We start from the raw sequence: 26,659 nt of genomic DNA, 5'->3' as shown, positions 1-26,659 counted from the left end.
CTGTCAAGGGAGAACGCCATGCGCGCCTTACATGCAACACTGATCGCGGCGGTGCTGTGCCTGCTGGCGCTGGCCGGCTGCGAGCGCGCCGACACGGTCCATCACATGCGCGGGCACGTGTTCGGCACCGCGGTCGAGATCAGCATCTACGGCGGCTCGCCGCAACGCGCCGACGAGCTCAGCGGCTCCGTCCTGAACGAATTCGACCGCCTGCACCACAAATACCATGCCTGGCAGCCGAGCATGCTCACCTCGCTCAACGAGGCCATCGCGCGCGGCGAGCCGTTCACCGCCGACGCCGAGATGGTCGCGCTGCTGCAATCGGCAACCCTGGTGGCGGAGCGCTCCGGCAACCTGTTCAACCCGGCCATCGGGCGCCTGATCCGGCTGTGGGGTTTCCAGAGCAGCGACATCGTGCCCCAGGCTCCGGCGGCGCAGGACATCCAGCGCTGGCTCGACGCGCGCCCGCGCCTGGCGCACCTGCGCTACCACGGCAACACGATTTCAAGCACCAACAAGGCGGTCATGATCGACCTGGGCGGCTACGCCAAAGGCTACGCGCTCGACCGCGCGGCCCTGATCCTGCGCCAGGGCGGGGTCAAGGCGGCGCTGGTCAACGTAGGAGGCAATGTGCTCGCCATCGGCCAGCCGGGGCCGCGCCCGTGGCGGGTCGGCATCCAGGACCCGCGCGCCCCCGGCGCCGTGGCGCATGTGAACCTGGGCGACAACGAAGCGATGGGCACCAGCGGCGACTATCAGCGCTATTTCCTCAAGGATGGCAAGCGCCGCCCGCACATCATCGACCCGCGCAGCGGTTATCCGATCGACCTGGTGGCGTCGGTCACGATCGTGACCGCGGGTGGCGCGGATGCCGGTTTGCGCTCGGACGGCAACTCGAAACCCCTGTTCATCACCGGCCCGGCTGGCTGGGAAGCGATGGCCGCCCGCATGGGCCTGGACCAGGTGATGCTGATCGACGCGCACGGCACGGTGCATACCACGCCGGCCATGCGCGCGCGGCTGGCGGCGGCGCAGCAGGCGAAGGGCCGCGCGCCGTCGAATTAGTTTCCGTGCGGGAATCAAAATGAAAGAATGGTTACTTCCCCGTACAATGGCGATTCGACAACATGCGGCTGCTTCCAGCCCTGTTGGTTCCAGGATGACCACCGGAGAATAACTTGCGTAAACACTTAATCAAAATTTCAATGCTGTGCGCTGCGGTGCTGATGGCTGGTTGCGAAACCACGGGGACCAAGCCGGCCGACCCGAATGCGGTCGAAGCGCCGTCGCCGAAGAATCCGGACTTTTCCGCCGAAATGGCCAAGTTCGATGCCCAGTTCCCGAACGCCAAAGCCACCAAATACGAGAACGAATCGATCGCCTTCAATAACGAGCGCAAGCTCGACCAGAAAGGCAATTGCCACGGCAAGTCGAAGTACCCGGTCACGATCGTGCTGGTGCTCGATGCGGAAGGCAAGGTCACCAAGACCATGACTGATGTCGAGAATGCCAAGGCCAGCTGTTTCCGCAGCGCCTACGCCGGCGTGCAATTCCCGCGTCCGCCGATGGCGCCGTACCGCAAGGCGATCCTGCTGAATTAAGCGCGGTCCCACGCCCGCCAGCGTGAATCCGGTCGGTTTTGATTTGCGTCAAGGTATTTGCTCGGTAACTCATCGATATTCCAGTATCCACTCTGGAAAGGTTTGTGATGAAACTGAAATTCCTTGGCGCGACCGGCAGCGTGACCGGTTCAAAATACCTGCTCAGCTCCGGCGGCCATGACATCCTGGTCGACTGCGGCCTGTTCCAGGGGCACAAAGAACTGCGCTTGCGCAACCGGCACCCGTTTCCGGTCGATCCGGCCGGCATCGACGCCGTGGTGCTCACCCATGCGCACCTGGACCACAGCGGCTACCTGCCGCTGCTGGTGAAAAATGGATTCACCGGCAAGATTTTTTGCAGTCCGGCTACCTTCGACCTGTGCAAGATCCTGTTGCCGGACAGTGGGCACCTGCAGGAAGAGGAAGCCAACTACGCCAACCGCCACGGTTTTTCCAGACATGCGCCAGCCTTGCCCCTGTATTCAGAGGCTGACGCGGTGCGCGCCCTGCGCCAGTTCGTGCCGGTGCCGTTCGACATGCCGTTCGCCATCGCCGGCGAGCTGCAAGGGCAATTGGCGCTGGCCGGCCATATCCTGGGCGCGGCCATCGTCACGGTGCGCTGCGCCGGGAAAACCATCGTGTTTTCTGGCGACCTCGGCCGTCCCAACGACCCGCTCATGGTCGCGCCGGCGGCCATCGCCGAGGCGGATTATCTGGTGGTGGAGGCGACCTACGGCGACAAGCGGCACGACCCGGCCGACCCGCTGCTGCTGCTCGGCCAGACTATCCGCGACAGCGCCGCCCGCGGCGGCGTCACCATCATCCCCGCATTCGCGGTCGGGCGCGCGCAGTCGCTGCTGTACGACCTGCACCGCCTGAAGGAGCAGGGCGCAATCCCGGCCCATCTGCCGGTCTATCTGAACAGCCCGATGGCCGCCGATGCGACCGCGCTGTACCAGAAGCACTTGCACAGCCACCGCCTCAGCCACGAGCAATGCTTCGCGATGCGCCACGCGGCCACCATCGTCAACAGCGTGGAGGAATCGATCGCCCTCAACGAGCGCCAGGTGCCGATGGTCATCGTGGCCGCCAGCGGCATGGCCACCGGCGGGCGCGTCCTGCACCATCTGAAGGCATTCGCCCCCGATCCGCGCAACACGATCCTGTTTGCCGGCTTCCAGGCCGGCGGCACGCGCGGCGCGCTGATGCTGGCCGGTTGCGCGTCGATCAAGATCCACGGGCAGCAAGTTCCCCTGCGCGCGCGGGTCGCGCAGATCGCCAATCTGTCGGCGCATGCCGACGGCGATGAACTGATCGGCTGGATGTCGCATATCCGGCATGCGCCGCAGCGCACCTTCATCACCCACGGCGAAAGCGCCGCCGCCGAGGCCCTGCGCCGCCGCATCGGGGAGGAGCTCGGCTGGCCGTGCGAAGTGCCGGGCTATCTGGACGACGTCACGCTGGCCTGATCTCGCGCCTCGACGTTGCCACGCTGGAAGCGCGTGGCGCCTGGGATACTTCGCGCACTTGCACCCGGTCGCCGGCGCGCAGCTGGGCCGGGGGGTAGACGATCACTTGCGCACCTTCGGACAGGCCGTCGCGCACTCATGCCCGGCATCGTTGGCCCGCCCAAACGCAGCGGCGTCAGGTGCGCGCGCCTGGGCGAACGCTTGCAAGACCAGTGCTTCGATCGCGGCGTCGGCGCGCACCGGGCCGGCTGCACGCTTGGCGCGCCCGGCCGCCACCGAGACCAGGTTCATGCGCGGCGGACGGCGCCGGTCAACCCTGATCAGCGGGCCGATCAGGGGTTCGGTGACGCCGGCGAGCTCGATCTGCACCACCTGTCCGATGGTGGTTTGCACATCGGCTAGGCCCGTGGCTTCGGGCAGGCGCGCCGCCAGCGACAGGGGCGCGTTCCTGACGCCGGTGAACAGGTCGGCGAAGCGGGTGGACGCATAGAAGCGCACCGCGCCGGCATGCTCGCGGCTCAAGCCGGGCCTGCGCCATGCGCGCTGCCTGGCATGAAGCGCGATTGACATGTTGTCCCTGATGGCGTGGATGGATCGGCATTCACCGTCGGCGCCGCGTAGCCTTCCGGTAAATGATGTGCATCAAGATGTGCATCTGGAACCGTCTGCGCTGCCGCTGTCAGCGCGGTGCGGGGCGATCCTACATGTAGAAATGCATGATCGTTTGCCATAAGCCGATGTCGGCGTCGGCCATCGGGCGCATGTGCGGCGTGATCCTGGCGAGGATCGCTTTTACCGGAACCGGGTCGAGCGCGATCCAGGCCGTGGCGCTGCGCTTGACCTCGTCGTCGTCGACGCAGCTGTCGATGAAGTACCGCAGGGCGCTCTTCAATTCGGCCTGATGCATGATGCCGTCGTCAATGCGCCATCCACAACGGTATCGGCGACGAGCGCAGCGCCGTGCGGGTCGCGCCGCCGAGCACGAATTCGCGGAAGCGGGAGTGGCCGAAGGCGCCCATGACGATCAGGTCGGCACCTTTGTCGGCAGCGAACGACAACAGCGACTCGCCATCGTCGTCGCCGCCACGAACCACGTTCAGCGCGACCTCGACCCCGTGCCGCGCCAGGTAGAGCGCGATGTCGGCGCCTGGCTGTTCGCCGTACCGTTCCGGGCTGTCCTTGCCGGCGACGACGACCAGGTCCACTTGCACGGCCTTCCGCAGCAGGGGCAGCGCGCTGGTGATGGCACGCACCGCCTCGGCGCTGCCGTTCCATGCCACGGTCACGCGTTGTCCGATCGCGCCGATGGCGCCGGCGGCCGGCAGCACCAGCACCGGCCGGGCGCAGTGGAGCAGCACGTATTGAGTGACATCGTGGCGCGCGAACGGACGCGGATCGCCCGCCGCCGGGCTGACGACCAGCAGGTCGGCGTATCTGGCTTGCAGGCACAGGCCGGCCCCGATTTCCTCGTCGACCAGCAGCCGCTCCGGCGCGTTCAGCCCGGCCCGGCGCGCGACGCTGTCGAACAGGTCCAGCGAACGCTCGGCCTCGGCACGGATTTCCGCGACCGGGAAGGCGATCGGGGGCATGCCCGCATCCATCGCGCTGAGCGGAAACATGAACGCCGACAGTCCGGTCGGCGCAACACCCGTCAGATGGGCGTCGTTCGCGATGGCCAGGCGCGCGGCGGCTTCCACGCGCGCGCCCAGGCGTGGACTCGCATCGACATGGACCAGGATGGTTTTGTACATTGTCAGCTCCTTGGAAAGTGGACAGGTCAGCGCATCGAATTTACGCCCTGCTACTCGAATTGCCACTTGATGTGCATCAAGCCGTGTAACATTTGTGGCCATGACGCTCATAAAACGAAACAAGGTGCCGCTATCGGCCTGGCTGATGCGCGTGTCCGGCCTGCTCATGGCCGCCCCGGCCATAGCCATGGTCCCCCTGCGCCCCTTCATCAATGAGGTGACATCGTTTTCGATATTTCCTAACGGGGATGTGCAGATGACGACCTTAACCCCGCACGCTTACCGCAGCCGCGATGGGGACTGCATTGGGAGGACGAAGGCTTCCGGTTTGGTTCATGGCGTATTGTCGGGGCGAAAGAGGAGCTGCATACGACGCTGCGCGGGGATGGGCCGTTCAATCCGCGGCGCGACCGTATCGCCGTGCCGGGCGGCGCTTACGCCGCTATCGGCAACAAGGTCTATTCCTGTTTTGCTGAGAGGATCTATGTCAGCGCAAACGGACTGCGAAAGTTACCTTGACGAAATTCGTGGCGTGGTGGACGGTGGCGACGGTGTTCAGTATGCCTATACACAGCGCTCAGTGTTCAAACGAACGATGCCGGACGGACAGTGGGAGCGCTTATTGCTGAAATCGCTTGATCTGCCCTGACGGCAGCGGCGATCCGCCGCGGAAATATCTTGTTAAAATGATCACCGGGAAGGACATCGGCTACGATGCGTACGCCACCCGCATTGCGGTCTACGTCGACAACACCTTGGTCGCGCGCTTCGACAACACCAGGGGCAGCGCCCTGAACTGGCAGCATGCAGTCGCCCGGTTCACCGGCAACGCTGGCAGGCGGACGATACGCATCGTTACCGACGCCGCCGATCGCTGCCAGTCGGCACGCTGATCAGCGCTGGCATCCGCAGTTTCAGTGTGACCCAGGCACGGGTGTTCCAGCCGATTTCACCGGCTGGAACACCCGTGCGCTGGCGATCAAACCGCCTGCCACGTTCAACGGCAAGCACCGTGGAAAGGTCGAACGGCAGCAACGCGGTGATCCATCAAGATATCGCCGTGCAAGTTGAAGCCACGGCGCAGGCACCGATGCTGACATTGGCGCCAGGCCTGGCCCCGCTCAGCCGTTCCCTGGTCGACACCAGTTGGGTCAAGGTAAACAGTACTGAACTGAGCAATGGTTCGACGGCCAGCGACACCAGCTCGATCAGCACGGTAATGGCTGCGGCGGTCAGGCGGGATAAGCTGCCCACACGTTCTTCCTGAGGGGTATCGAGCACGCACGGCGCGCGTACCCCCGGATGTCGCCGGAATAGGAATTCGATGTCCATGTGCCACCCGGTCGGTGAAGCACATCGTCAGCATTTTGCAACAGTGCGAAGGAGCGCCCGATGCACGGCCTGCCAGATCAGCAACTGCGGGGACGCAAAGGCGGCGCTTGGCCTCGCTCTCAGCCTGGCATGGGAATTGATATCTATAACAAAATTCCCGCACGGAACTCAATTTCGCCTAAAAGATATATTTTACTCAACCATCGTATTGAGAATCATTTACATTTGAGGTAAGATGCGGCCGTCTCCCCAGTCCCACGGGCGAGTTGAAAGCCAGTATGCCGTTTGCCTTTGCCCTGATCCTGACCCTGCTGTCCGCCGTCTGCTGCAATTTCAGCACGCCCCGGGCCGAACCACGCTTGCCTTGCATGCTGGGCTGGGCGCTGGGAGCGGCGCCGCTGCCGCTGGCGGTCGCCATCCTCGCCGCGCAGGCGAGCACCTTCACGGCCATCCTCACGGTGCTGACCGTCTGGATGATCGCCTTGCCCGCCGTCGGCGTGCTGCGCGCGCTGCGCAAGTCCCGCGCGGGGAGGGCGCATGGCTAAGGACAGCACGCAACGCGACCAGGTGCTGCTGCATAACGGCGTGGTGGCGCTGGTCCTGGGCTACCCACTGGCGATCGCCCTGAGCGGCGTGCTGCACCGGCTGATGCAATGGCTGGACGCCGGCCCGGTGGTCGGGCAACTGGCCATGTGGGTGGTGTATCCGCTGTGGGTGAGCGTGATCGCCCTGGTCTTCCTGGTGTCCAGCAAGCGCGCCTGCTGGACCTGGCTGGCGCTGGGCAACGCGCTGGCCGCCGGCGCCTTTTACCTCATGGCGCTGGCCGGTGGGAGTGCCGCATGAAGCCGGAGATCGTGCGCACCTATAAAGTGGTGCATACCTGGGTCGGCATCGTCAGCGGCGTGATGCTGTTCATCGCCTTTTACGCCGGTGCGTTCACCATGTTCAAGCCCGAGATCGGGCGCTGGGCCGAGGCCGTCCCGAGCGCGCAGCAGGGCGCCAGTTCGCCAATCGATGCGCTGGCCCGGGCATTTTTCGCCACGCGCGACGACGCCATCGGCAGCGCGGTGCTGGAGCTCGACCGCGAGCGCCCGGGTTTCGGCCGCATGCGCTATGCCGACAAGCAGGGCGCCAGCTGGCAGGTGACGCTCGATAATGACGGCCGGCTCCAAACGAGCGCCGCGCAAACCGCGCCGGCCGGCCACTTTGTGGACGAGGTGCACCGCAACGGCGGCTTGCCGCTGGCCGGCGCCGTGGCCGAGCCGATCATCGGCCTGGTGGCGCTGCTGTACGCGCTGGCGCTCATTTCCGGCGTGGTCATCCTGCTGCCGTCGCTGCTCAAGGATTTGCTGCTGCTGCGCATTACCGCCAACGTCAAGCGCTTCTGGCTCGACGCGCACAACCTGATCGGCATCACCAGCCTGCCGTTCCACTTGGTCATTGCCCTGACCACGGCCGGCTTCTGCCTGCACGACTGGGTCTACGACACACAGGACGCCACCATTCACGCCATCGGCAAGCCAGCCGGAGCGGCGCCGGGCGCCAAGGGCAAGGCCGCGCCCGGCGCCAGCGCAGACTGGGTGACGCCATCGCGCCTGCTGGCCAATGCGCGGGCCCAGTCCGCCAGCTTCACGCCGACCGAACTGACCTACCGTGGCCTGAACAGCCCGAAACCGCAAGTGAACATGGGCGGCGAAGACTGGAGCGGCCACATGCGCGCGCCGCGCGCCGGCTTCATGAACTTCAATCCCGCCACCGGCCAGCTGAACAAGGGCATCAGCTTGCTGCCACGCCAGCAAACCAATTGGGAAGCGAGCCTGTCGGCCATCTTCTCACTGCACTTTGGCAGTTTTGGCGGGGTGCCGGTGCGCCTGGCGTATGCCGTGATGGGCGTGCTGGGCGCGATCCTGTTCTACACCGGCAACCTGCTATGGATCGAATCGCGGCTGAAAAAGAACCGCCAGCTGGCCGTTCCGCTCGCACAGCCGCGCCACGTGCGCTGGGTGGCCGCGCTGACGGTCGGGCTGTGCCTGGGCGCCGTCATCGGATTGCCGCTGGGGCTGGTGGCGCTGCGCTGGCAAGCCAGCCTGGGCCTGGACATGGCCGGCATTGGCCTGTCCGTCTTCAATACCGCGCTGGCTGCCGGCCTGCTGGCGGCGCTGGTGAAGGGCGCGGCCTGGGCCGGCTACCGGCTCACGCTTGCCGCCGCGTTGGCGACCCTGCTGGTGCCCGCGACGAGCCTGCTGGCGGGCGTGTTCCCCGGCATGCCGATCGGCAAGCCGTACGTTACCGATTACCTGTTCATCGACGCCCTGTCGCTGCTCGGCGGCCTGGCGCTGCTGTGGATGGCGGCGCGCGTGCGCCGGCGCGGCCGCTCCGGCGAGCTGCACAGCGTCTGGCGCGAGCCGGCACCGCTGGCGCTGTCCCCGCAAACGAATTCAAGCCAAATACCTTCTAACCAAATGGAGCAAATGTAATGCGAGTTGTCCCTGTGTGTGCTTTCCGTGCAATTCCCATGGCCTGTATGACCATGATCGCCACCATGGCCCTGCCGGCCATGGCCCAGGCGCCTGTCGAAACCATGAAGGAAATCACTGTCAAGGCCGCTGCTGAAACAGCCGACAGCCTTCCAGCGGCCGCGCCCGGCGGCAAAGTGGCCAAGGGCGCCCGTCTCGGCGTACTCGGCAACGTGAGCGTGATGGACACGCCGTTCAACATCACCGCCTACACCTCCCAGACCATTGCCGACCAGCAGGCCCAGACCATCGCCGCCGTGCTCAAGAACGACCCGTCGGTACGCACCACCACCAACGAAGGCCACATCGTCGAGAACTTCAATATCCGCGGTTTCGGCGTGAGCGCGGGATCGATGGCGATCAATGGCGCTTACGGCCTGGCGCCTGAGCAAAACACCCCGACCGAACTGTTCGAGCGCGTCGAAGTGCTCAAGGGGCCCGGCGCGATGATGATGGGCCTGCCGCCAGCGGGCGACGTGGGCGGCGCGGTCAACCTGGTGCCCAAGCGCGCCGGCGCCACCCCGCTGACGCGCGTGACGACCACGGTGTCGAGCAAATCGAACGTCGGCGTGCATGCCGACGTGGCGCGCCGCTTCGGCGCGGACCAGGCCCTGGGCGTGCGCGTCAACGGCGTGCTGTCCGGCGGCAAAACCTGGCTCGACCACCAGACCAAGAAGCGCGAGATCGGCCATGTGGCCGTGGACTACCAAGGCAAGGGCTGGAACGTCGACATGGACGCCTATTCGCTGACCAACAAGGTGCGCAAGGGCGCACCGATGCAGCCGATCATCACCGGCTGGACCAGCGTGCCGAAAGCGCCGCATGGCTCGACCAACTTCTTTTACGGCGACGATGTGTACGGCAACACCGAAACCCAGGGCTTGATCGTGCGCGGCCAGGTCGAACTGGGCGCTGGCTGGAGCGCGTTCGCCTCGGCCGGCACGGCCAAGCACTCGTATGACGGTTTCATCTTCGGCACCCGTCCGGTGCTGCCGGTGTCCGGCGGCGACAGCGGCAAGGCCACCGGCACCGCCTACAACTCGTGGGGCGAGTACGAAACCACCACCTTCGAGACGGGCGTGCGCGGCCAGTTCGCCACCGGCGCCATCGCGCACAAGGTGACCGTGGCAGCCAATGTCATGAATTACGAAGGCGGCAGCCGCGGCAACGGCACCGCGCCGATCGTCAGCAACATCTACAATCCGACCCCGATCACCATGCCGGCCGGGAAGGATGCATCGACCTACAGCCAGTTCAACGACGACGTGATGAGCGCCGTCAGCGTGGCCGATTCGATGTGGTTCGCGGACGGCAAGCTGCAGCTCACCATCGGCGCGCGCGCCCAGAAGGTGCACCAGAAGCTGAGCAACTACGAGGAAACCGCCGTCACGCCGCTGGCCGGCGTGGTAGTCAAGCCGTGGGGCGAGAATGTGTCCCTGTACGCCAACTACGTCGAAGGTCTGAGCGCCGGCACCACCGTCAAGGCACCGTATGCCAATGAAGGTGAAACGTTCAAGCCGTACAAGTCCAAACAGGCCGAAGCTGGCGTGAAATGGGCGATGAATACGCTCACCCAGACCTTGAGCCTGTTCCAGATCAGCAAACCGGCGCTGATCGAAACGAACAACCGCATGACGACCGACGGCGAGCAGCGCAACCGTGGCGTGGAGTGGAATGTGTTCGGCAAGGCCGGCAAGGACATCACCTTGCTCGGTGGCGTCGCGTACACCAAGGCCGAGCAGACCAAGACCGCCAAGGGCCTCAACCAGGGCAAGGCGCAATTTGGTATTCCGCGCCTGACGGCCAACATCGGCGTCGATTACGCGGTGGCGGCGGTACCGGGGCTGGAACTGAGTTCGCGCGTGAACTACACAGGTTCGCAGTGGCTGGCGTCGGACAATTCCCTGAAGCTTGATTCGTGGACGACGCTGGACCTGGGCGCGCGTTACGCGACGCGCTTTGGCGCAATGCCTGTGGTGCTGCGTGCCTACGTGACCAATGTGGCCGACAAGGAGTACTTTGAAAGCGCGTGGGGAACGGGGCGCGTGAACCTGGGCGCACCGCGTGCCGTGCGTTTGTCGGCGGCGTTCGATTTCTGATAACGTATGCTGGTGCCACGCCCTGTTGCCGTCTGGTAGACGGCAACAGGGCGTGGCCAGGTAGTCAGGCCCGCCATGCAGCGGGCCTTTTTGCATGTTATCTATCCTCAGTCGAAAGGGCTGGCGCCATGGATGCGAAAATCGAGTTTGTCAAAAATTGGTCGGATGACGACATGTCGCAATTGACGATATCGATCTGCGACGGCACGTCCCGATTCCGTCACGAGGTGTATGTCGGCCATCAGCGCTTGCGCGATGCCGTGCGCGCACTGGATGGTTTCAAGGACGACGTGTACGGCGGAGTGTATGACCTGCGTTTCGGCGTCTTCGGCCCTGCCTATGCCGCAGGCGCGTTCCATGCGCGCTTTCAGTTCGATCAACATGCGGACCTGCTCATCACGGTGCATGCGCAATCGCGGTTCGTTGCGTTCCCCGTCAATGAAGTGGCAAGTGAGGTAACGCTTTACCTCACGGCGCTGCCCAGCCAGCTCGACGATTTTGTCCGGGCCTTGCGCGCCGTGAGCGATGGCCATTCCGATAGCGCCACCCTCGACGCCACCGGGCCCTGTTATTGACACTGCGGGCCCTGCCGGCACGAGGCTGTTGGCGAGTGCGGGTTCCAGCTTCTCCCGTTTCGTTTTCATCAGAAAATCACCAGCAACGCCAGATTCAGCATTGCCGCCACCTATCAAGAAAGAATTTCATGCTCCCTCTGTACTCCCTCATACCCTTGCTGTTTGGCATGCCTATGGCCATGGCTGCCATCCCCGTGGACATTCACGTTCCAGCCATTGTCCAAGCCTGTACGAATGCGATACCATGCCCAGTAGCAATCCTTAGCCCGGGATATGGATTTTCTGGTTCGGATTACTCCTTCGTCACCAATTATCTTAACGGGAAGGGTTATTTGGTTGTCGCCCTGCAAGACAGTGCCGGCGGCGTAAAAATGGACCCGAACGCCCCAGTGTCGAAGCAAGTACAAGCATTGGCCCGGGTGGCCTCGCGGTCGATCTCCACCGCGATCGACGACATCGCGCTACGGTATCCCCAGTTCGATTGGCGCCACCTGCTCCTCGTCGGGCACTCCCTTGGTGGAGACAGTTCGGCTCAGTTCGCCGCTGACTACCCGAACCGCGTTTCCAGCCTGATCAGCCTGGACAGCCGGCGGGTCGCGTTGCCCCGCTCAGCTGGCATCCACGTCCTGACAATTCGTGCCAGCGACACCACTGCGGACCCCGCTGTCCTGCCGAACGAGGAAGAGCGGAGCCGCTACGGTACCTGCGTGATCCGCATCGAAGGCTCCCGCCACAACGATATGCACGATGCTGGCAGTGAACAACTCAAGGCCAGAATGACATCCGCCATCGATACTTTCCTCGCTCCAGCGCCGTATCCGAAATACGCCTGTGGCCAAGACTCCAAGCTGGAATGACGGGCACCCAGTGCGGGAGCGTGGCATGGCATCGATGCCTGCTCCCTCCTGTATTGGAGGTATGTCGAGAGGTTTGCTCAGGCGCGCTTCATCGCCGCCACCGCGCGCCCGAAGCGCCTACGCCTGGATGTACACGAACTCCCCATGCGCAACCCCGACCTCGATGTCGGCCAGTGCGCTGCCTTCCATGGTCCGGGTGAGGAACTGGCGGCTGATATCGGGCAGCATCGAGTTGGTCAGGATCGCATCGATCATGCGGCCGCCCGACTCGCTCTCGGTACAGCGCAGCGTCACCAGCTCGACCACCGCATCGCTGTACCCGAACCGGATCCCGTAACGCTGCTCGACCCGCGCCTTGATGCGGTCCAGCTGCAAGCGGATGATCTGCTCCAGCATGGCCGGCGCCAGCGGATAATAGGGAATGCTCACCAGCCTGCCCAGCAGCGCCGGCGGGAACACGTGCAGCAGCGGGCCGCGCAGCGCCGCCGCCATCGCATCCGGCGACGGCCTGGCGGCGCCGTCGCGGCAAAGCTGCGCGATGGCGTCGGTGCCGGCATTGGTGGTCAGGATGATCAGCGTATTCCTGAAATCGATGACGCGGCCTTCGCCGTCTTCCATATAGCCCTTGTCGAACACCTGGAAGAACATTTCGTGCACGTCGGGGTGGGCTTTCTCGATTTCGTCGAGCAGCACCACGGAGTAGGGCTTGCGCCGCACCGCCTCGGTCAGCACGCCGCCTTCGCCGTAGCCCACATAGCCCGGCGGCGCGCCCTTGAGCGTGGACGCGGTATGCGCCTCCTGGAACTCGCTCATGTTGATCGAGATGAGATTGTGCTCGCCACCGTACAAGGCCTCGGCCAGGGCCAACGCGGTTTCGGTCTTGCCCACGCCCGAGGTCCCGGCCAGCATGAACACGCCAATCGGCTTGTTCGGGTTATCCAGTCCGGCGCGCGAGGTCTGGATGCGCCTGGCGATCATGTCCATCGCATGATCCTGCCCGATCACCCGGCGCGCCAGCACGGACGCGATGCCCAGCGTCGTCTCGAGGTCGTTTTTTGCCATCCGCCCGACCGGAATGCCGGTCCAGTCGCCCACCACAGCGGCGACGGCCTGGTAGTCCACCGTCGGCAAGATCAGCGGCTGCTCGCCCTGCACGGTCGTGAGCTCCTGTTGCAGGGCCTTGAGCTGCGCCGTCATCGCATCGCGTTCATTCTCTCCGGATGGTTGCGCGGCGCCGTCGCGCAAGGTGGCGCGCAGGGCCAGCAGCCGGTCGACCAGCGCGCGTTCGGCGCCCCAGCGTGCCTCCAGCAGCGCCAGCCGATCCCGTTCAAGGCCGAGCAGGTCGTTGGCGCAGTTGGCGCGCATGCCAGTGTCGATGCCGATGGCGCGCTCGCGGCCCACGATGGCCAGTTCCGTCTCCAGCGCTTCGATGCGGCGGCGGCTGTCGTCCACCGCCGCCGGCGTTGCGTGCAGGCTCATCGCCACGCGCGCGCAGGCCGTGTCGAGCAGGCTGACGCACTTGTCGGGCAGCTGGCGCGCCGGAATGTAGCGGTGCGACAGCTTGACCGCCGCCTCGAGCGCTTCGTCCAGGATCTGCACCCGGTGGTGCGCTTCCATGGTTGCGGCCACGCCGCGCATCATCAGCAGCGCGCGCGCCTCGTCCGGCTGGTCGACCTGCACCATCTGGAAGCGCCGCGTCAGGGCTGGGTCCTTTTCGATATGCTTCTTGTACTCGGCGAAGGTGGTCGCGCCGATGGTGCGCAGGGTGCCGCGCGCCAGGGCGGGTTTGAGCAGGTTGGCGGCGTCGCCGGTGCCGGCCGCGCCGCCCGCACCGACCAGCGTGTGCGTCTCGTCGATGAACAGGATGACCGGCCTGGCGCTGCCCTGGATCTCGTCGATGACGGCGCGCAGGCGCTGCTCGAATTCACCCTTCATGCTGGCGCCGGCTTGAAGAAGTCCGACGTCGAGCATCAACAATTGCACATCCTTCAGCGCCGGCGGCACGTCGCCGCGCGCGATGCGCTGGGCGAAGCCTTCCACCACGGCGGTCTTGCCGACACCGGCCTCGCCAACCAGGATGGGATTGTTCTGGCGCCGCCGCATGAGGATGTCGACCAGTTGGCGGATCTCGTTGTCGCGCCCGACAATCGGGTCCATCTTGCCGTCGCGCGCCTGCGCGGTCAGGTCGACGGTGAATTTTTTAAGCGCTTCGTTCTTGCCCAAGGGGCCGGGCGCGATGGCGCCGCTGGTGACGCCCGGCGCCACGTCCACGCCATTGCTGGTGGTGAGGTGCGCCTCCGGCGACTGCGCCAGCAGGCTTGCGAAGGCATCGGCCAGGTCGTCGGCGCGCAGCTTGTCGAACTGGCTGGAGATGGCCAGCAGCGCGTGGCGCAGGTTGGCGGTCTTGAGCATGCCGATGAGCAGGTGGCCGGAGCGGATGTGCGTGTCGCCGAACAGCAGCGTGCCGTAGACCCAGGCCCGTTCCACCGCCTCGTCGAGCCGGGACGACAGGTCCGTCACCGACGTGGCGCCGCGCGGCAGCCGGTCCAGCGCCGCCGTCACGTCGCGTGCCAGGGCCGCCGCATCGAGATCGTCGTGTTCCACGATGCGGCGCAGGTCGCAGTCCTGCTGCAGCAGCTGATGCAGCCAGTGGACCAGTTCCACGTAGGGGTTGCCGCGCAATTTGCAGAACACGGTACTGCTCTCGATCGCCCGGTAGCACAGGGAATTGAGCTTGCCAAACAAGGCAACGCGGCTGATGTCGGCCATGAATTTTCCTTCGTCGGAGTCAGCCCGCGCGGGGCTGGGGGTTGATAAGCAGTTGATCAGGATCGTGCAGGGGCGTGGCGCTGGTGACATAGCTGGTCCAGCCCAGGCGCGTGGCCGCACCCAGGCGCAGGCCCGGCACCTCGTCCCTGGCAAGGATCAGGCGCACGTCCCAGTCGGGCACCGTGCCGGCGTACAGCCTGACCCAGTCGGACAGGCGCCGCATGCTGTCGCCGCCCGGGAGCATGCGTTGGTAATCGTGCAGCGACAGGGGACCGAATACGATGCGGAATTTGTGCTGGCAATCCCACACCTGGCGCCCGAGCACTGTCGACTGCCCCAGGCGGTTGCCGCGTTCGGGCGCGCCGATGCGGGTCTGGCTGTCGTCCGGCAGCGGCATCCAGTGGCCGACGAACTGCTCGATCCGGACCGGCAGGCCGAAATAGTCGTGCAACAGCGTCACCAGGCCGGCCGCCGGACGCGCGCGATTGGCCAGCAGGCCGGCCGCGTGCAGCTTGGCGGCGTCGTCGATGCTGTCGCGCCCCTTCATGGCGGGTGAACCGATGCCGCACAAGCTGCCGACATAATCGGCAAAGCGGTCGCTCTGCGGCCGGTCGAAACCGACCACCGGTTCGGCGCAGGCGCGGGCGCGGTAGAACAGGGCGAGCATCCGGTGATGAAACAGGTCGGCAAACGCCGCCAGGGTGGTATCGCCAGCATTGCGCGCGCGCTCGCGCGCGTGCTCGGTCAGGTGCAGGGGCAGGGCGCCGCCGGGACCGAACATGCCAAAGAAATTGACGGACAGGCGAGGCAGCACGCGCGCACGCGCCGGAACGTAGGCGCCGACGGCGCTCGCCTGGAATGTCAGCACCGGGTCCTGGCCGAAGCGCACCGCGTCGTCGCCGGCGCGCAGCGAGGCGCCGATGCGTGGCTTGTCCGGATGGGCGTTTTCGATCAGGCGCAGGATCTGGAAGAACTCCATCCCGCGTACGCCCGCCTGTAACCGGGCGTCGAGCGCTACAGGATCGCGCATACGCCGCTGCTGGCGGGCCAGCGCATGATCTCCCCGCGCGCCACGGTGCGAATGACCGTTTCGGTGAACGAATTGATCGACACATACTGGGCAAAAAAGCGGTTCAGCACCGCGCCGAGCAGGAAGGCGCCGCTGCCCTCGAATGCGGCGTCGTCCAGCGTCACCGTGATTTGCAGGCCGCGGCCGAAGGCGATGGGGCCGGGCGCGGACAGGCGCCGCGTGACGGTGGCCGTGCTCACCGAACGCAGGCCCTCGATCTGGCGCTGGCCTTGCAGGTCGCCCGGCTGGCAGTACAGCGACAGCAGTTCGCGCAAGGCGACGGCGCCATGTTCGGGATCGCTGTCGACCAGCGACAGGTAGTTCAGCGACAGGTGGTTCATCAGGCGCCAGGTGGTGCTGCCTTCGGCGAACGAGGGAAACGGCCGGCTTGGCCCGGCCACCACGCGCGCCGCCGTCACCGGCGCATCGGTATCGGCCACCAGGTCGGTTTTTCCTAGTCCCAGCGGCATCGACAGCGGCAGGTCGCGGTTGGTGCACCACAAGGTCAGTCCGAGCTGGCGCAGATCGGCGCGGTAGGGCGCCTCGGCCGCATCGACAATCGCGATGTACGTTTCGCTGCCGATGTAACTGGAACGTGGCCCGTACTGCTGTTGGCGCTGCGACAGCGTACGTCTTTCGCGCCGGATCTGGAAGTATGCGCGGCCCTCGCCGCCGCCATCCTTGGCGCAGTAGAAGGGCAGGAAGGCCTGCTCGGCGCCGGCACCGCTGCCGTACCCGGTGACGCGCTCGACGTGGTGCACTTCGTAGTCGAGCGGGCGGGTGCGGTCGACCAGCACGTGGTATTCGAACTTGTCGTCGGCCACGTTGATGCGGTCGGCGCGGCGTGGGAACAGGTTGGCGGCGGGCGTGCAATTGAGTGCGAAGTGGCTGGCGTCGAGCGCTTGCTCAAGGTGGGCATCGGTCCGGTTGAGCAGCACGATGATTTCGATCTCGGTGTCGTCGCAGGAGCGCAGCGCGCCTTGCAGCTGGCCGATTTCGACGAAGTGATAGCGCTGCGGGAAGGCGAAATACTCGCGCAGCAGGCGAAAGCCGTCGAAACTGCGGCCGCTGCCCGGCAGCAGCGCCTCGTCTTCTTCCATTCCCAGCGGGCGCAACGCACTTTTGGGCAGCAGTTTGTGCCAGCGCGCCGGGCGGTTGGCGGGCAGCACGAGGATGCCCTCGATCCCGGCCAGCATCGCTTCGTGAATGCGGGCCGGCATGGCGTCGCTGCCGCGCAGATGCAGCGCCAGGGTGTCGAGCGCCAGGTCCTTGAAAGCGACGCCGCCCGTGGTGCGCAGGCGCAGGCGGATGCCGGCCTTGACGCCGGCCGGCAGCGCCACCTCGGGCATGCCGCTGTGCGTGAAAAAATTCGCGGCCACCAGTTCGATCGGCCACAGGGTCAGCGCATGGGCGCTGCGGTATTCGCAGGCGGTGGCGTCGCCCTTGCCAAGCACGCTACGCATGGGCGTGCCGCGCGCCACCGTCACGCCGGCGGCGAGGGCAGGGTGGGACAAATCGGGCTGCATCTGTACCACCGCCATCGACGGCGTGGGGGCCAGCAGCTGCGGGTACACCAGTTCGGCCAGGTGCTGGGTGAAGCGCGGGAATTCGGCGTCGATCTTCATCTGCACGCGCGCGGCCATGAAGCTAAAGCCTTCCAGCAGGCGCTCCACGTAGGGATCGGCGCATTCGAAGGCATCGAGGCCCAGGCGGCCGGCGATCTTGGGATAGTCGCGCGCGAACTCGCCGCTCATCTCGCGCAGGTGATGCAGCTCCTGGCTGTAGTAGCGCAAAAAGGCGGGGTTCATGATTGGTGGCGGTCTGTACAGCAAATTTTGCATTGCAGCATGGCAGAGCGCTCCTGGATGTTGTTGGGTTTCGATCTCGCGCATTCGCTCACGCACTAGCTCGCCGAATATTTTAAATCCATCCTTCAACTACGGAGTCTTAATTATGCTAATTATTTCTAATGATTCTAATTATTCTTATCATTTTAATTGTGTTTGATATTTGGCGCTGACGCGGATGATAATCGTCCGTGCAAATAAGGGAGGAAGGTGGAAAATTGACTTTTAGCAGCGTAATTCAGTTGGATCTTTTGAGTTTAATGGAATGTCTTGATCAATTTAAATTCGCCGGCGTAAAGAAGATTTTTGTAACGGTGATTGATATATTTATTGCGATATGAAGTGCAATTAATATCTGTGGATCTTAATTTCGGAGAAAATATGGATTTTTTACAAGTACATTTTTTAAAAAAGACGGAAAAAAAGCAGCCGGAAATGATATACAAGGAATGGGGTGGCAAGAATCCTGCAGCGAAAAGCCGGCTCGAAAGCGCTGATCGAACGTACTGCAATTTCGGCTGGCAAACTGGCGATTTCCCTCATTTTTATGCGGCAATCATCTCCACATTGAAAAGCAATACAAAAGTAAATTTTATAATTCCGTTCGAGAAGGAGCATGACAAAGGTGTACTACTCGACTTGAGTTTCGCATTGGAGCGATTCTGTAATCAAGAGCAGAAATTTGTCACAGTTTTGGTATTTGAGAACGTAGGGAGAGCGGCGGATAGAAAACTGTGGGAGATAATTGAGGCGTCCACATCTGGATCGATGGGGCAAAATAAGCAGAAAATATATGGCCCAATGGAGGCTACGGAGCATGCGTCGGAGTTCGTCAAGAAAATGAAAGGCGGATCAACTTTCACGCCGGCGTGGCAACAACTTACACGCGGAAACGGCAATCCACTTTTTCAAGCGTATGCAGACGCTTGCCGGAAATTCTCGGAAGATTTTTTCAAGTCGTCACAATTCAGTAATGACAATTTCAGGGGTAAGGCAAAGTTTGTGTGCATTTGGGACAGAGTTGTTCCTCTAAAGGGTGGTGCGAACCCCCAATACAACTCGTCAGAGGCCGGAAATCAGCAGTTATGTGAAAAGCTCTTGAAAGACATCCCGGATCTGAAAGCTATATTCTTGGTCGGTACGGGTTTTTCTTCCCATACCAAAAAAAATATAAGTAAGGTGTTTGATATGGGGAAATTCTGGGAAGCACTACCGTCAATCAAGGGGCGGCTCAGGCAAAATGGTTTTTTTGATTATATGACAGCAATGTACAACTGCGACGTCGTCCATGTGGGTATGAAGAGCGGTGGGATGGATGCACTGGGTTTGCTTGGGCAAAAGGTGGTATTTATTGAAACTGTGCACGCGCACGAACTAATCCAGGAAAGAATTGAATACTTTCATACAAAACATATTACTTTCGTGGACGTGCATCGGCTGCCGTCTCCCGAGGGAAAAGCCATCGAAAGTATCCGCTATAGCGAGCCGATTCCCGCTCCCCAAAAGGGTTTTCTTAAGCCAATTACATCCACTATTCCGAAGGAGCGGATATCAGAAGTTGAAACTTTGAAAGCGACGAAATCAGATAAATTCGGGCAACGTGATCTTGCAATGATCACGGCAAAAGTAACTGCAATGTTCTCATCATAATCTACGGCGTTCCAGCGCGGAACACACGCATCACGCTGAAAGCGGGCAACGCGCAGCGGATTGTGACTTGTTTCCTGTAGTGTGATAACCGCGAAAAAATAAATGAATCGTCATACAGATGACGCCGGGTAAGGTTGCGTCCGAAATTTAGCAATCGGAATGCGAGCGTATGGGGCCTGTCTACGTGTTTAGTGTCGTGCGCTCAAGTGCTCGCGGTTTTACCGATTCGCTGGGCAGGTCGATGCTTACTGTCCCGTGCGGCAGGGCCGAATATTAATAAGCATTGTTCCGAATTATTCTAATGATTCCTAATCGTTCTAATAATCGTTGGAGGATGCTGCCGCGGCGGATATCGTGGATTCATCGACGGCACGCATTGTGTGCCGACCACTTAACCGAACACTGTGCTTCATCTCCCTCAATGGCTGAATCCGACAACATCGCGACCCACCCAACGCCAGCCGGCGCTACCGGTGGCGCGCATGACGAACGTACGTCATGCGGGCCGAACCTGGAATACGACGCCGACTTTCTTGCACTCGAAGAACTCATGCGCGGTAAGCCAGAGGTCCAGTACGGCAAGACAATCGTGGCGGCCGTGGAGCCGGAGTGGAAGGCGGTCGAGTCGCTCGCCACCGCCTTGCTCGAACGTAGCCGTGATCTGCGCATCGCCTGTCCGCTGCTGCGCGCATCGCTCGCCTTGCACGGCCTGCGCGGCCTGGCGCACGGCGTCACGCTGATCGACAAGCTGTTGACCGAGCACTGGGACGATGTCCATCCCCAGCTCGATCCGGCCGACGACATGGACCCGACCCTGCGCGTCAATTCCCTGGCCACGCTGGCCGATGGCGATGCGGTCGCCGGCGCCGTCAAGGACATGCTGCTTTTGACCCTGCCTGGCGTTGGCGCGCTGACGGTGCGTGAATTGGAAATCGCCAATGGCGACCTCGCGCCAAGGTTGGGCACCGACAAGCACACCATGTCGACCCTGGAACGCGCCATCGCCGAACTGGCGCCGGCACCGCTGGAGCAGGCAGCCAGCGCCTTGCGCCAGGCGCACACCAAGGCGCTGGCGATTGAAGCGCTGTTGATGCACAAGCTGGGCGTCGTCAACGCGCTCAATCTGGCCCCCTTGACCCGGCCCCTCAAACGCGGCCTCGATTTTCTCGATGCCGAACTGGCGCGGCGCGCGGCGCTGCTGCCGCAAGCCGTGGCCGGGCTAGCCGATGCAGTGACGCGAGCTGCGCCCGACGGCGCCATCGCCAGCCGCGCCGACGTGCTGCGCATGCTCGAACGGATCTGCGCCTACTACACGCAGTCGGAGCCATCGAGTCCGGTGCCATTGCTGCTCGACCGCGTCAAGCGGCTGGTGCCGATGAATTTCATGGAGGCGATGCAGGACCTCGCGCCCGATGGCGTAAGGCAGTTGTTGGTCGTCAGCGGTTCGTGCGAAGACGCGGCGGGGCGCTGAACGTTGCAGTGTTTATCTAATCATCAAGGAGTGGACCGTGGGTAGTCAGAGTAGCCAAAAATTCATCGGGCGTAATCGCGCGCCGCGTGTGCAGATCGAATACGACGTGGAGGTGTACGGCAGCGAAAAGACGGTGCGCCTGCCCTTCGTCATGGGCGTGATGTCGGACCTGTCGGGCCAGCCCGCCGAGCCGCTCGCACCGGTGGCCGAGCGCCAGTTCCTTGAAGTCGATATCGACAATTTCGACGAGCGCCTCAAATCCATGAAGCCGCGCGTAGTGCTGCAGGTGCCCAACACCCTGACCGGCGAAGGGAGCATGGCGATCGACATGACGTTTTCCTCGCTCGACGATTTCTCGCCGGCGGCCATCGCCCGCAATGTCGAACCGCTCAAGGCGTTGCTGGAAGCGCGCGCCCAGTTGTCGAACCTGTTGACTTACATGGACGGCAAGACCGGCGCCGAGGAATTGATCGCCCGGCTGCTGCAAGAGCCGGCGCTGATGCAGGCATTGAGCGCGGCGCCCAAGCCGCAAGAATAAACAGACAACGGAGCGACGACCATGGCAGAGACAGACGTAGAAACAAGCGCACCAGCGCAGCAGGGCGGCGCAACGCTCGACATGAGCGACTTTGGCGCCCTGCTGCAAAAGGAATTCAAGCCCCAGTCCGACCGGGCGAAAGAAGCGGTCGACAATGCGGTGCGCACCCTGGCCGCGCAAGCCCTGGCCGGCACCGCCCTGGTATCGGACGATGTGCTGGGCACCATCGAAAGCCTGATCGCGGCCCTCGACAAGAAATTGAGCGACCAGATCAACGCGGTGCTGCACGCGCCGCAGTTCCAGGCACTGGAAGGCGCCTGGCGCGGCCTGCACCACCTCGTCAACAACAGCGAGACCGATGAAAGCCTGAAGATCCGGGTGATGAACGTGTCGAAAAATGACTTGAGCAAAACGCTCAAGAAGTACAAGGGCGTGGCCTGGGACCAGAGTCCGATCTTCAAGAAAATGTACGAAGAAGAGTACGGCCAGTTCGGCGGCGAGCCGTTCGCCACCATCGTGGCCGACTACTACTTCGACAACAGCCCGCCCGACGTCGAACTGCTGGCCGCCATGGCCAAGGTGGCCGCAGCCTCCCACGCGCCGTTCCTGGCCGCCGCCGCACCATCGGTGATGCTGATGGAATCGTGGCAGGAGCTGGCCAATCCGCGCGACCTCACCAAGATTTTCCAGACGCCGGAGCATGCCGCCTGGCGCCTGTTCCGCGAAACCGAGGATGCCCGCTACGTCGGCCTGGCGATGCCGCGCTTCCTGGCGCGCCAGCCGTACGGCGCCAAATCCGACCCGGTCGAGGAATTCGATTTCGAGGAAGACACCAGCGCCCCGGGCAGCAAGAACTACACCTGGGCCAACGCGGCCTATGCGATGGCGGTCAATATCAATCGCAGCTTCAAGGAATACGGCTGGTGCTCGCGCATTCGCGGCATCGAATCGGGCGGCGCGGTCGAGGGCTTGCCGGTGCATACCTTCCCGACCGACGACGGCGGCGTGGCCATGCAGTGCCCGACCGAGATCGCCATTTCCGACCGGCGCGAGGCCGAACTGGCGGCCAATGGCTTCATGCCGCTGGTGTACAAGAAAAACACCGACTTCGCCGCCTTCATCGGCGCCCAGTCGCTGCACAAGCCGGCCGAATACGACGATCCGAATGCGACCGCCAACGCCAACCTGGCGGCGCGCCTGCCATACCTGTTCGCCACCTGCCGCTTCGCGCACTACCTCAAGTGCATCGTGCGCGACAAGATCGGTTCCTTCAAGGGCCGCGACGAGATGGAGCGCTGGCTGAGCAACTGGATCAACCGCTATGTCGATGGCGACCCGGCCAATTCCAGCGAGCGCACCAAGTCGCAGAAACCGCTGTCGGACGCCGAGGTGATCCTGGAAGAAGTCGAAGGCAATCCGGGCTACTACACATCCAAGTTTTTCCTGCGCCCGCACTATCAGCTGGAGGGCTTGACCGTGTCGCTGCGGCTGGTCTCCAAGCTGCCATCGGCGGCAGGCGCATAAGGTTTGGCAGGGAGCGTGAACCGGGCATGGCGCCTGGTCCTTTTGTAGCACAACGCCGGCAAGCGCCGGCATCATAAGGAGTGAAAAATGGCTGTAGATATGTTCCTGAACCTGGGCGATAACATCAAGGGGGAGTGCCACGACAAAGTGCAGGGCCCCTTGGGCGACGTCGACATCCTGGCGTGGGGCTGGGGACTGCAGAATTCCGGTTCCTTCCACGGCGGCGGCGGCGGCGGCTCCGGCAAGGCGTCGGCGCAGGACCTGTCGTTCACCAAGTACCTCGATACCGCATCGACGGGACTGATGATCGCGCTGACCAAGGGCTCGCACATCCCCGTGTGCACGCTGCTGGTGCGCAAGGCCGGCGAGGGCCAGAAGCCTTATCTGAAAATCACCATGTCCAGGGTACTGGTCACGTCGATTTCGACCGGCGGCAGCGGCGGCGAAGACCGCCTGACCGAAAACGTATCCTTGCACTTTGGCGAAGTCAAGGTCGAGTACTTCGTCCAGGATCAGAAAGGCGATACTAAAAATAAAGGCGAATTGACCTGGAATATCGCCGGCAACGACGCGAACGGAAAAGCGGCAGCATAAGGAGAGCGCACTCCCGGGCCACCCGGTCCCGGGAGTGCGGCTGAAGTGGCATCTGACCTGTTGGGAGCACCGAACCATGCCTGAACTGGCACCCCGCGAGCGCTTGCAGCCCTCGCTGCTCGACCGCCTGACCGACCTCGCGCCGGACCAGGCATCCGAGCCGCGCGAGCAGCGCGTACTGTGCATGGCCGGCCTGCGCCGCGCCGTGCTGCGCGACCTGACCTGGCTGCTCAACGCCAGCCGCCTGTTCCCGCGCGCCCAAAGCGGCGTGCCGCGCCATGTGCACGACAGCGTCCTCAATTACGGCATTCCCGATATTTCCGGCGTCAGCGTCGACGGCCTCGATCTGGCCGGTCTTGAACAAGGCATCCGCCAGGCGATCTGGGATTTCGAGCCGCGCCTGCTGCGCAATTCGGTGTCGGTCAGCGCGGTCGCTTCCGCCGCCAACGCCAGCAACACCATCCTGTTCGACATCTGCGCCGAACTGTGGGGCCAGCCTTTTCCCGAACACCTGTTCCTCAAGACGGAGCTCGATCTCGAACGCGGCACCGTCCATTTGATCGAAAGAAGCTGATGGCAAGCCAGGTTTCCATGGGCGCGATGATGACCTGCACCTTCGGCGTCGCGCCGTCGACCCTCGTGGTACTCCCCAAGAACAAGGTGCTGGCCGAAGGTCCGCCGGCGGCCAACATCATGGACCACATCCCGATCGTGAACATTCCGCCTTTCGGCATGTGCAATTCGATGGCCAACCCGATGGTGGCCGCCGCCACCGCCGCCGCGCTGGGCGCACTCACGCCCATGCCCTGCATCCCCGTCACCAGCGCGCCCTGGGTCACGGGCGCACCGACGGTCTTGCTGGGCAATATGCCGGCGCTCGACAACTTGTCGAAGTGCCTGTGCAACTGGGGCGGGGCGATCGCCTTCACCACCGCCGGGACCATCAAGACGATGATTCCCTAGACGCGCGAGCGCACCGACTTCGCAAAGGACCCCATGCTCGACACGCAAGAGAACCGAGACGTTTCCGTCAGCACCCCGCTGGGTGCCGACACGCTGCTGTTCCATCGCATGAATGGAACCGAGCGGCTGGGCCGTCTGCCGGAATACCGCTTGCAGCTGTTCAGCACCAATCACGCCATCAGGATCGATGAAGTCCTGGGCAAGTCGCTCACCGTGCGCCTCAAACTTGCGGGTGGCAAGACGCGCCACTGGAACGGCATCGTCACGCGCTTCGGCATGAGCGGCTGGAACGACAAGTTCGCCGTCTACGAAGCCACCGTCCACCCCTGGCTGTGGCTTCTCAAGCGCTCCTCGAACTGCCGCATTTTCCAGAACCGCAGCGTCATCGAGATCGTCAAGGAAGTCTGCGGCGCGGCCGTCTATGGCGGCCTGGCCGACCTGTCGTCCAAGGGCTTGAGCGGCGAGTACGCCAAGCTGCCGTTCTGCGTGCAATACCGCGAAACCGACTTCGATTTCGTCTGCCGCCTGCTCGAACACGCCGGCATCTACTTCTACTTCACCCACGCTAGCGGCCATCACACGATGGTACTGGCCGACTCCTATGCCGCGCATAGCACCATCGCCGGCTATGGCGCGCTGGCCTTTTGCGGCGAGAGCGGCGCCAACGCCGCCGACCGCGAAAGCGTGCAGACCTGGTCGGCGGCGGGCGAAATCGCTTCCGGCGCCTATGTGCTCAACGACTACGACTTCGAAAAGGCCGCCGCCAGCGCCAGCGGCAGCCTGCTGGTGCGGGCGCGCGCGGCCGCCTCCACCCAGCCCCTGTACGAATTGTTCGACTATCCCGGCACCCACGCCACCGCCCAGGAAGGCGAAGCACTGGCGCTGGGGCGCATGGAAAGCGTGCACGGGCAGGGCGAGCAAGTGAGCGCGGCGACCAATGCACGGGGCCTGTACCCGGGTGGCTTGTTCGGTTTGAGCGGCCATCCGCGCGCGGACCAGAACCGCGCCTACCTCGTCACCGCGACCGACTTCACCATCGAAGGCGACGACTACGCTTCCTCCGCCATCTCGCGTCCGCTGCGCGCGCTGTGCCGCTTCAGTGCCATCGGCGCCGATCAGGGCTACCGCCCGCTGCCGCACATCGCCAGGCCGCGCGTGCAAGGGCCGCAGACCGCCATCGTGGTCGGCAAGCCGGGCGAGGAAATCTGGACCGACAAATACGGCCGCATCAAGGTTCAGTTCCACTGGGACCGCGACGGCCAGGACGACGACAAGAGTTCATGCTGGGTGCGCGTATCGCAGGCGTGGGCCGGCAAGGGCTGGGGCGCGATGTTCATTCCGCGCGTGGGCATGGAGGTCGTGGTCGACTTTCTCGAGGGCGATCCGGACCGCCCGCTGGTCACCGGCTGCGTCTACAACAGCGACGCCATGCCGCCGTACACCCTGCCGCAGCAGCAAAGCCGCTCGACCATCAAGTCGCACAGCATCGATGGCAGCGGCTTCAACGAGATCCGGCTGGACGACAAAAAGGACGCCGAGGAGATTTTCGTGCAGGCCGAAAAAGACTATCTGCGCGTGGTCAAGAACAACGACACGCTCAAGGTCGGCTTTGATAAGAAGGACAAGGGCGACCAGTCGATTTCGATCCACAACGACCAGCAACTGGAGATCGGCCACGACCAGCAGTGCAAGGTCGGCAACGACCAGCGGCTGGAGATCGGCAAGGACCAGTGCGTGAACATCAAGGCCGACCAGAAGCTCGACGTCGGCGGCAAGCAGGCGGTCGACATCGGCGGCGACCAGACCGTGTCGGCGGGTAAAAGCATCGTCCTCGAAGCCAATTCCTCGATCGAACTGAAGGTCGGCGCCAGCAGCATCAAGATCGAACCGGGCAAGATCACGATCAAGGCGCCGGAAGTGCTGGTGCAGGCCGACGCCAACCTGACCGTCAAGTCGGGCGCCATGGCCAGCATCAAATCGGGCGCGATCATGTCGATCGAAGGCGCTTTGGTCAAGATCAATTGAGGCGCCCAA

26 protein-coding genes are annotated in these 26,659 nt (G+C 63.6%); 19 read left to right on the top strand and 7 right to left on the bottom strand.

The genetic code is table 11. From position 1 onward, the window contains the following. Positions 1-18: 18 nt before the first annotated feature. From F2P44_RS23275 to F2P44_RS23265, 3 genes are all read left to right on the top strand, one after another. Positions 19-1,065 carry an FAD:protein FMN transferase gene (locus F2P44_RS23275; RefSeq protein WP_167089820.1) on the top strand — a complete coding sequence of 349 codons (1,047 nt, stop codon included), beginning with the start codon at positions 19-21 and terminating at the stop codon, positions 1,063-1,065. A gap of 113 nt (positions 1,066-1,178) precedes the next feature. Then, complete coding sequence (locus F2P44_RS23270; RefSeq protein WP_167089818.1) at positions 1,179-1,601, top strand: hypothetical protein; 423 nt, start codon at positions 1,179-1,181, stop codon at positions 1,599-1,601. A gap of 107 nt (positions 1,602-1,708) precedes the next feature. Further along, the gene (locus F2P44_RS23265) at positions 1,709-3,070 is read left to right on the top strand and encodes an MBL fold metallo-hydrolase RNA specificity domain-containing protein (RefSeq protein ID WP_167089816.1); all 1,362 of its coding nucleotides are present in this window, start codon (positions 1,709-1,711) and stop codon (positions 3,068-3,070) included. A 102-nt stretch (positions 3,071-3,172) separates the two neighbouring features. Here F2P44_RS23265 and F2P44_RS23260 read toward each other — a convergent pair whose 3' ends face one another. From F2P44_RS23260 to F2P44_RS23250, 3 genes are all read right to left on the bottom strand, one after another. After that, positions 3,173-3,640 (bottom strand): hypothetical protein, encoded by a 468-nt coding sequence (locus F2P44_RS23260; protein ID WP_167089814.1) that lies wholly within the window; start codon positions 3,638-3,640, stop codon positions 3,173-3,175. A 130-nt stretch (positions 3,641-3,770) separates the two neighbouring features. Then, on the bottom strand, positions 3,771-3,977 hold the full coding sequence (locus tag F2P44_RS23255; protein ID WP_167089812.1) for a hypothetical protein: 207 nt from the start codon (positions 3,975-3,977) through the stop codon (positions 3,771-3,773). Between the two features lie 10 nt (positions 3,978-3,987). Beyond that, positions 3,988-4,821: a universal stress protein gene (locus F2P44_RS23250; RefSeq protein WP_167089810.1), complete on the bottom strand. Its 834-nt coding sequence runs from the start codon at positions 4,819-4,821 to the stop codon at positions 3,988-3,990. A gap of 100 nt (positions 4,822-4,921) precedes the next feature. Between F2P44_RS23250 and F2P44_RS23245 the strand changes: the two genes are divergently transcribed. Beyond that, entirely contained in the window at positions 4,922-5,470 is a 549-nt protein-coding gene (locus F2P44_RS23245; RefSeq protein ID WP_167089808.1) for a hypothetical protein, read from the top strand. 37 nt (positions 5,471-5,507) lie between these two features. After that, complete coding sequence (locus F2P44_RS23240; protein ID WP_167089806.1) at positions 5,508-5,714, top strand: hypothetical protein; 207 nt, start codon at positions 5,508-5,510, stop codon at positions 5,712-5,714. 154 nt (positions 5,715-5,868) lie between these two features. Here the strand turns inward: F2P44_RS23240 and F2P44_RS23235 are convergent, their stop codons facing one another. Continuing rightward, a complete protein-coding gene (locus F2P44_RS23235) occupies positions 5,869-6,075 on the bottom strand; it encodes a hypothetical protein (protein WP_167089804.1) in 207 nt (68 codons plus the stop codon). Between the two features lie 356 nt (positions 6,076-6,431). On the opposite strand from F2P44_RS23235, the gene F2P44_RS23230 reads away from it, so the two are divergent. The 6 genes from F2P44_RS23230 (at position 6,432) to F2P44_RS23205 (ending at position 12,200) form a co-directional block, all read left to right on the top strand. Beyond that, positions 6,432-6,698 (top strand): hypothetical protein, encoded by a 267-nt coding sequence (locus F2P44_RS23230; RefSeq protein ID WP_167089802.1) that lies wholly within the window; start codon positions 6,432-6,434, stop codon positions 6,696-6,698. Further along, complete coding sequence (locus tag F2P44_RS23225; protein ID WP_167089801.1) at positions 6,691-6,996, top strand: hypothetical protein; 306 nt, start codon at positions 6,691-6,693, stop codon at positions 6,994-6,996. Before F2P44_RS23230 ends, F2P44_RS23225 begins: the two co-directional genes overlap by 8 nt. Then, complete coding sequence (locus tag F2P44_RS23220; RefSeq protein WP_167089799.1) at positions 6,993-8,630, top strand: PepSY-associated TM helix domain-containing protein; 1,638 nt, start codon at positions 6,993-6,995, stop codon at positions 8,628-8,630. Before F2P44_RS23225 ends, F2P44_RS23220 begins: the two co-directional genes overlap by 4 nt. 38 nt (positions 8,631-8,668) lie before the next feature. Further along, positions 8,669-10,768 (top strand): TonB-dependent receptor, encoded by a 2,100-nt coding sequence (locus F2P44_RS23215; protein WP_229423701.1) that lies wholly within the window; start codon positions 8,669-8,671, stop codon positions 10,766-10,768. A gap of 128 nt (positions 10,769-10,896) precedes the next feature. Continuing rightward, positions 10,897-11,343, top strand: a complete 447-nt coding sequence (locus F2P44_RS23210) for a hypothetical protein (RefSeq protein ID WP_167089795.1) — start codon at positions 10,897-10,899, stop codon at positions 11,341-11,343. A gap of 173 nt (positions 11,344-11,516) precedes the next feature. Next, positions 11,517-12,200, top strand: coding sequence for an alpha/beta hydrolase (locus F2P44_RS23205; RefSeq protein WP_167089793.1), 684 nt, complete (start codon positions 11,517-11,519; stop codon positions 12,198-12,200). A gap of 117 nt (positions 12,201-12,317) precedes the next feature. On the opposite strand, the gene tssH is transcribed toward F2P44_RS23205, so the two are convergent. From tssH to tssF, 3 genes are read right to left on the bottom strand one after another with little or no spacing between them, the layout of a single operon-like run. Then, positions 12,318-14,969: a type VI secretion system ATPase TssH gene (gene tssH / locus F2P44_RS23200; RefSeq protein ID WP_167089791.1), complete on the bottom strand. Its 2,652-nt coding sequence runs from the start codon at positions 14,967-14,969 to the stop codon at positions 12,318-12,320. A 19-nt stretch (positions 14,970-14,988) separates the two neighbouring features. Continuing rightward, complete coding sequence (gene tssG / locus F2P44_RS23195) at positions 14,989-15,999, bottom strand: type VI secretion system baseplate subunit TssG (RefSeq protein WP_167089789.1); 1,011 nt, start codon at positions 15,997-15,999, stop codon at positions 14,989-14,991. Then, the gene (gene tssF, locus F2P44_RS23190) at positions 15,984-17,846 is read right to left on the bottom strand and encodes a type VI secretion system baseplate subunit TssF (protein ID WP_167089787.1); all 1,863 of its coding nucleotides are present in this window, start codon (positions 17,844-17,846) and stop codon (positions 15,984-15,986) included. The genes tssG and tssF overlap by 16 nt, the downstream gene beginning before the upstream one ends. 420 nt (positions 17,847-18,266) lie before the next feature. Between tssF and F2P44_RS23185 the strand changes: the two genes are divergently transcribed. The 8 genes from F2P44_RS23185 to F2P44_RS23150 all read left to right on the top strand — a co-directional run bounded on the left by F2P44_RS23185 (position 18,267) and on the right by F2P44_RS23150 (position 26,650). Next, positions 18,267-19,535: a hypothetical protein gene (locus tag F2P44_RS23185; RefSeq protein ID WP_167089785.1), complete on the top strand. Its 1,269-nt coding sequence runs from the start codon at positions 18,267-18,269 to the stop codon at positions 19,533-19,535. Positions 19,536-19,956: 421 nt separating this feature from the next. Beyond that, the gene (gene tssA, locus F2P44_RS23180; protein WP_167089783.1) at positions 19,957-21,006 is read left to right on the top strand and encodes a type VI secretion system protein TssA; all 1,050 of its coding nucleotides are present in this window, start codon (positions 19,957-19,959) and stop codon (positions 21,004-21,006) included. 37 nt (positions 21,007-21,043) lie between these two features. Then, the gene (tssB, locus tag F2P44_RS23175) at positions 21,044-21,544 is read left to right on the top strand and encodes a type VI secretion system contractile sheath small subunit (protein WP_167089781.1); all 501 of its coding nucleotides are present in this window, start codon (positions 21,044-21,046) and stop codon (positions 21,542-21,544) included. A 21-nt stretch (positions 21,545-21,565) separates the two neighbouring features. Next, the gene (tssC, locus tag F2P44_RS23170; protein WP_167089779.1) at positions 21,566-23,068 is read left to right on the top strand and encodes a type VI secretion system contractile sheath large subunit; all 1,503 of its coding nucleotides are present in this window, start codon (positions 21,566-21,568) and stop codon (positions 23,066-23,068) included. Between the two features lie 87 nt (positions 23,069-23,155). Then, on the top strand, positions 23,156-23,662 hold the full coding sequence (locus F2P44_RS23165) for an Hcp family type VI secretion system effector (RefSeq protein WP_167089777.1): 507 nt from the start codon (positions 23,156-23,158) through the stop codon (positions 23,660-23,662). 76 nt (positions 23,663-23,738) lie between these two features. Next, positions 23,739-24,236, top strand: a complete 498-nt coding sequence (gene tssE / locus F2P44_RS23160; protein ID WP_167089775.1) for a type VI secretion system baseplate subunit TssE — start codon at positions 23,739-23,741, stop codon at positions 24,234-24,236. After that, positions 24,236-24,625: a DUF4280 domain-containing protein gene (locus F2P44_RS23155; protein WP_167089773.1), complete on the top strand. Its 390-nt coding sequence runs from the start codon at positions 24,236-24,238 to the stop codon at positions 24,623-24,625. The genes tssE and F2P44_RS23155 overlap by 1 nt, the downstream gene beginning before the upstream one ends. 33 nt (positions 24,626-24,658) lie before the next feature. Continuing rightward, positions 24,659-26,650 carry a type VI secretion system Vgr family protein gene (locus tag F2P44_RS23150; protein WP_167089771.1) on the top strand — a complete coding sequence of 664 codons (1,992 nt, stop codon included), beginning with the start codon at positions 24,659-24,661 and terminating at the stop codon, positions 26,648-26,650. Positions 26,651-26,659: the final 9 nt, after the last annotated feature.

It is taken from the genome of Massilia frigida (genome assembly GCF_011682175.1).
GTDB lineage: Bacteria > Pseudomonadota > Gammaproteobacteria > Burkholderiales > Burkholderiaceae_D > Telluria_A > Telluria_A frigida.
This window is presented reverse-complemented; position numbering and strand designations above follow the sequence as displayed.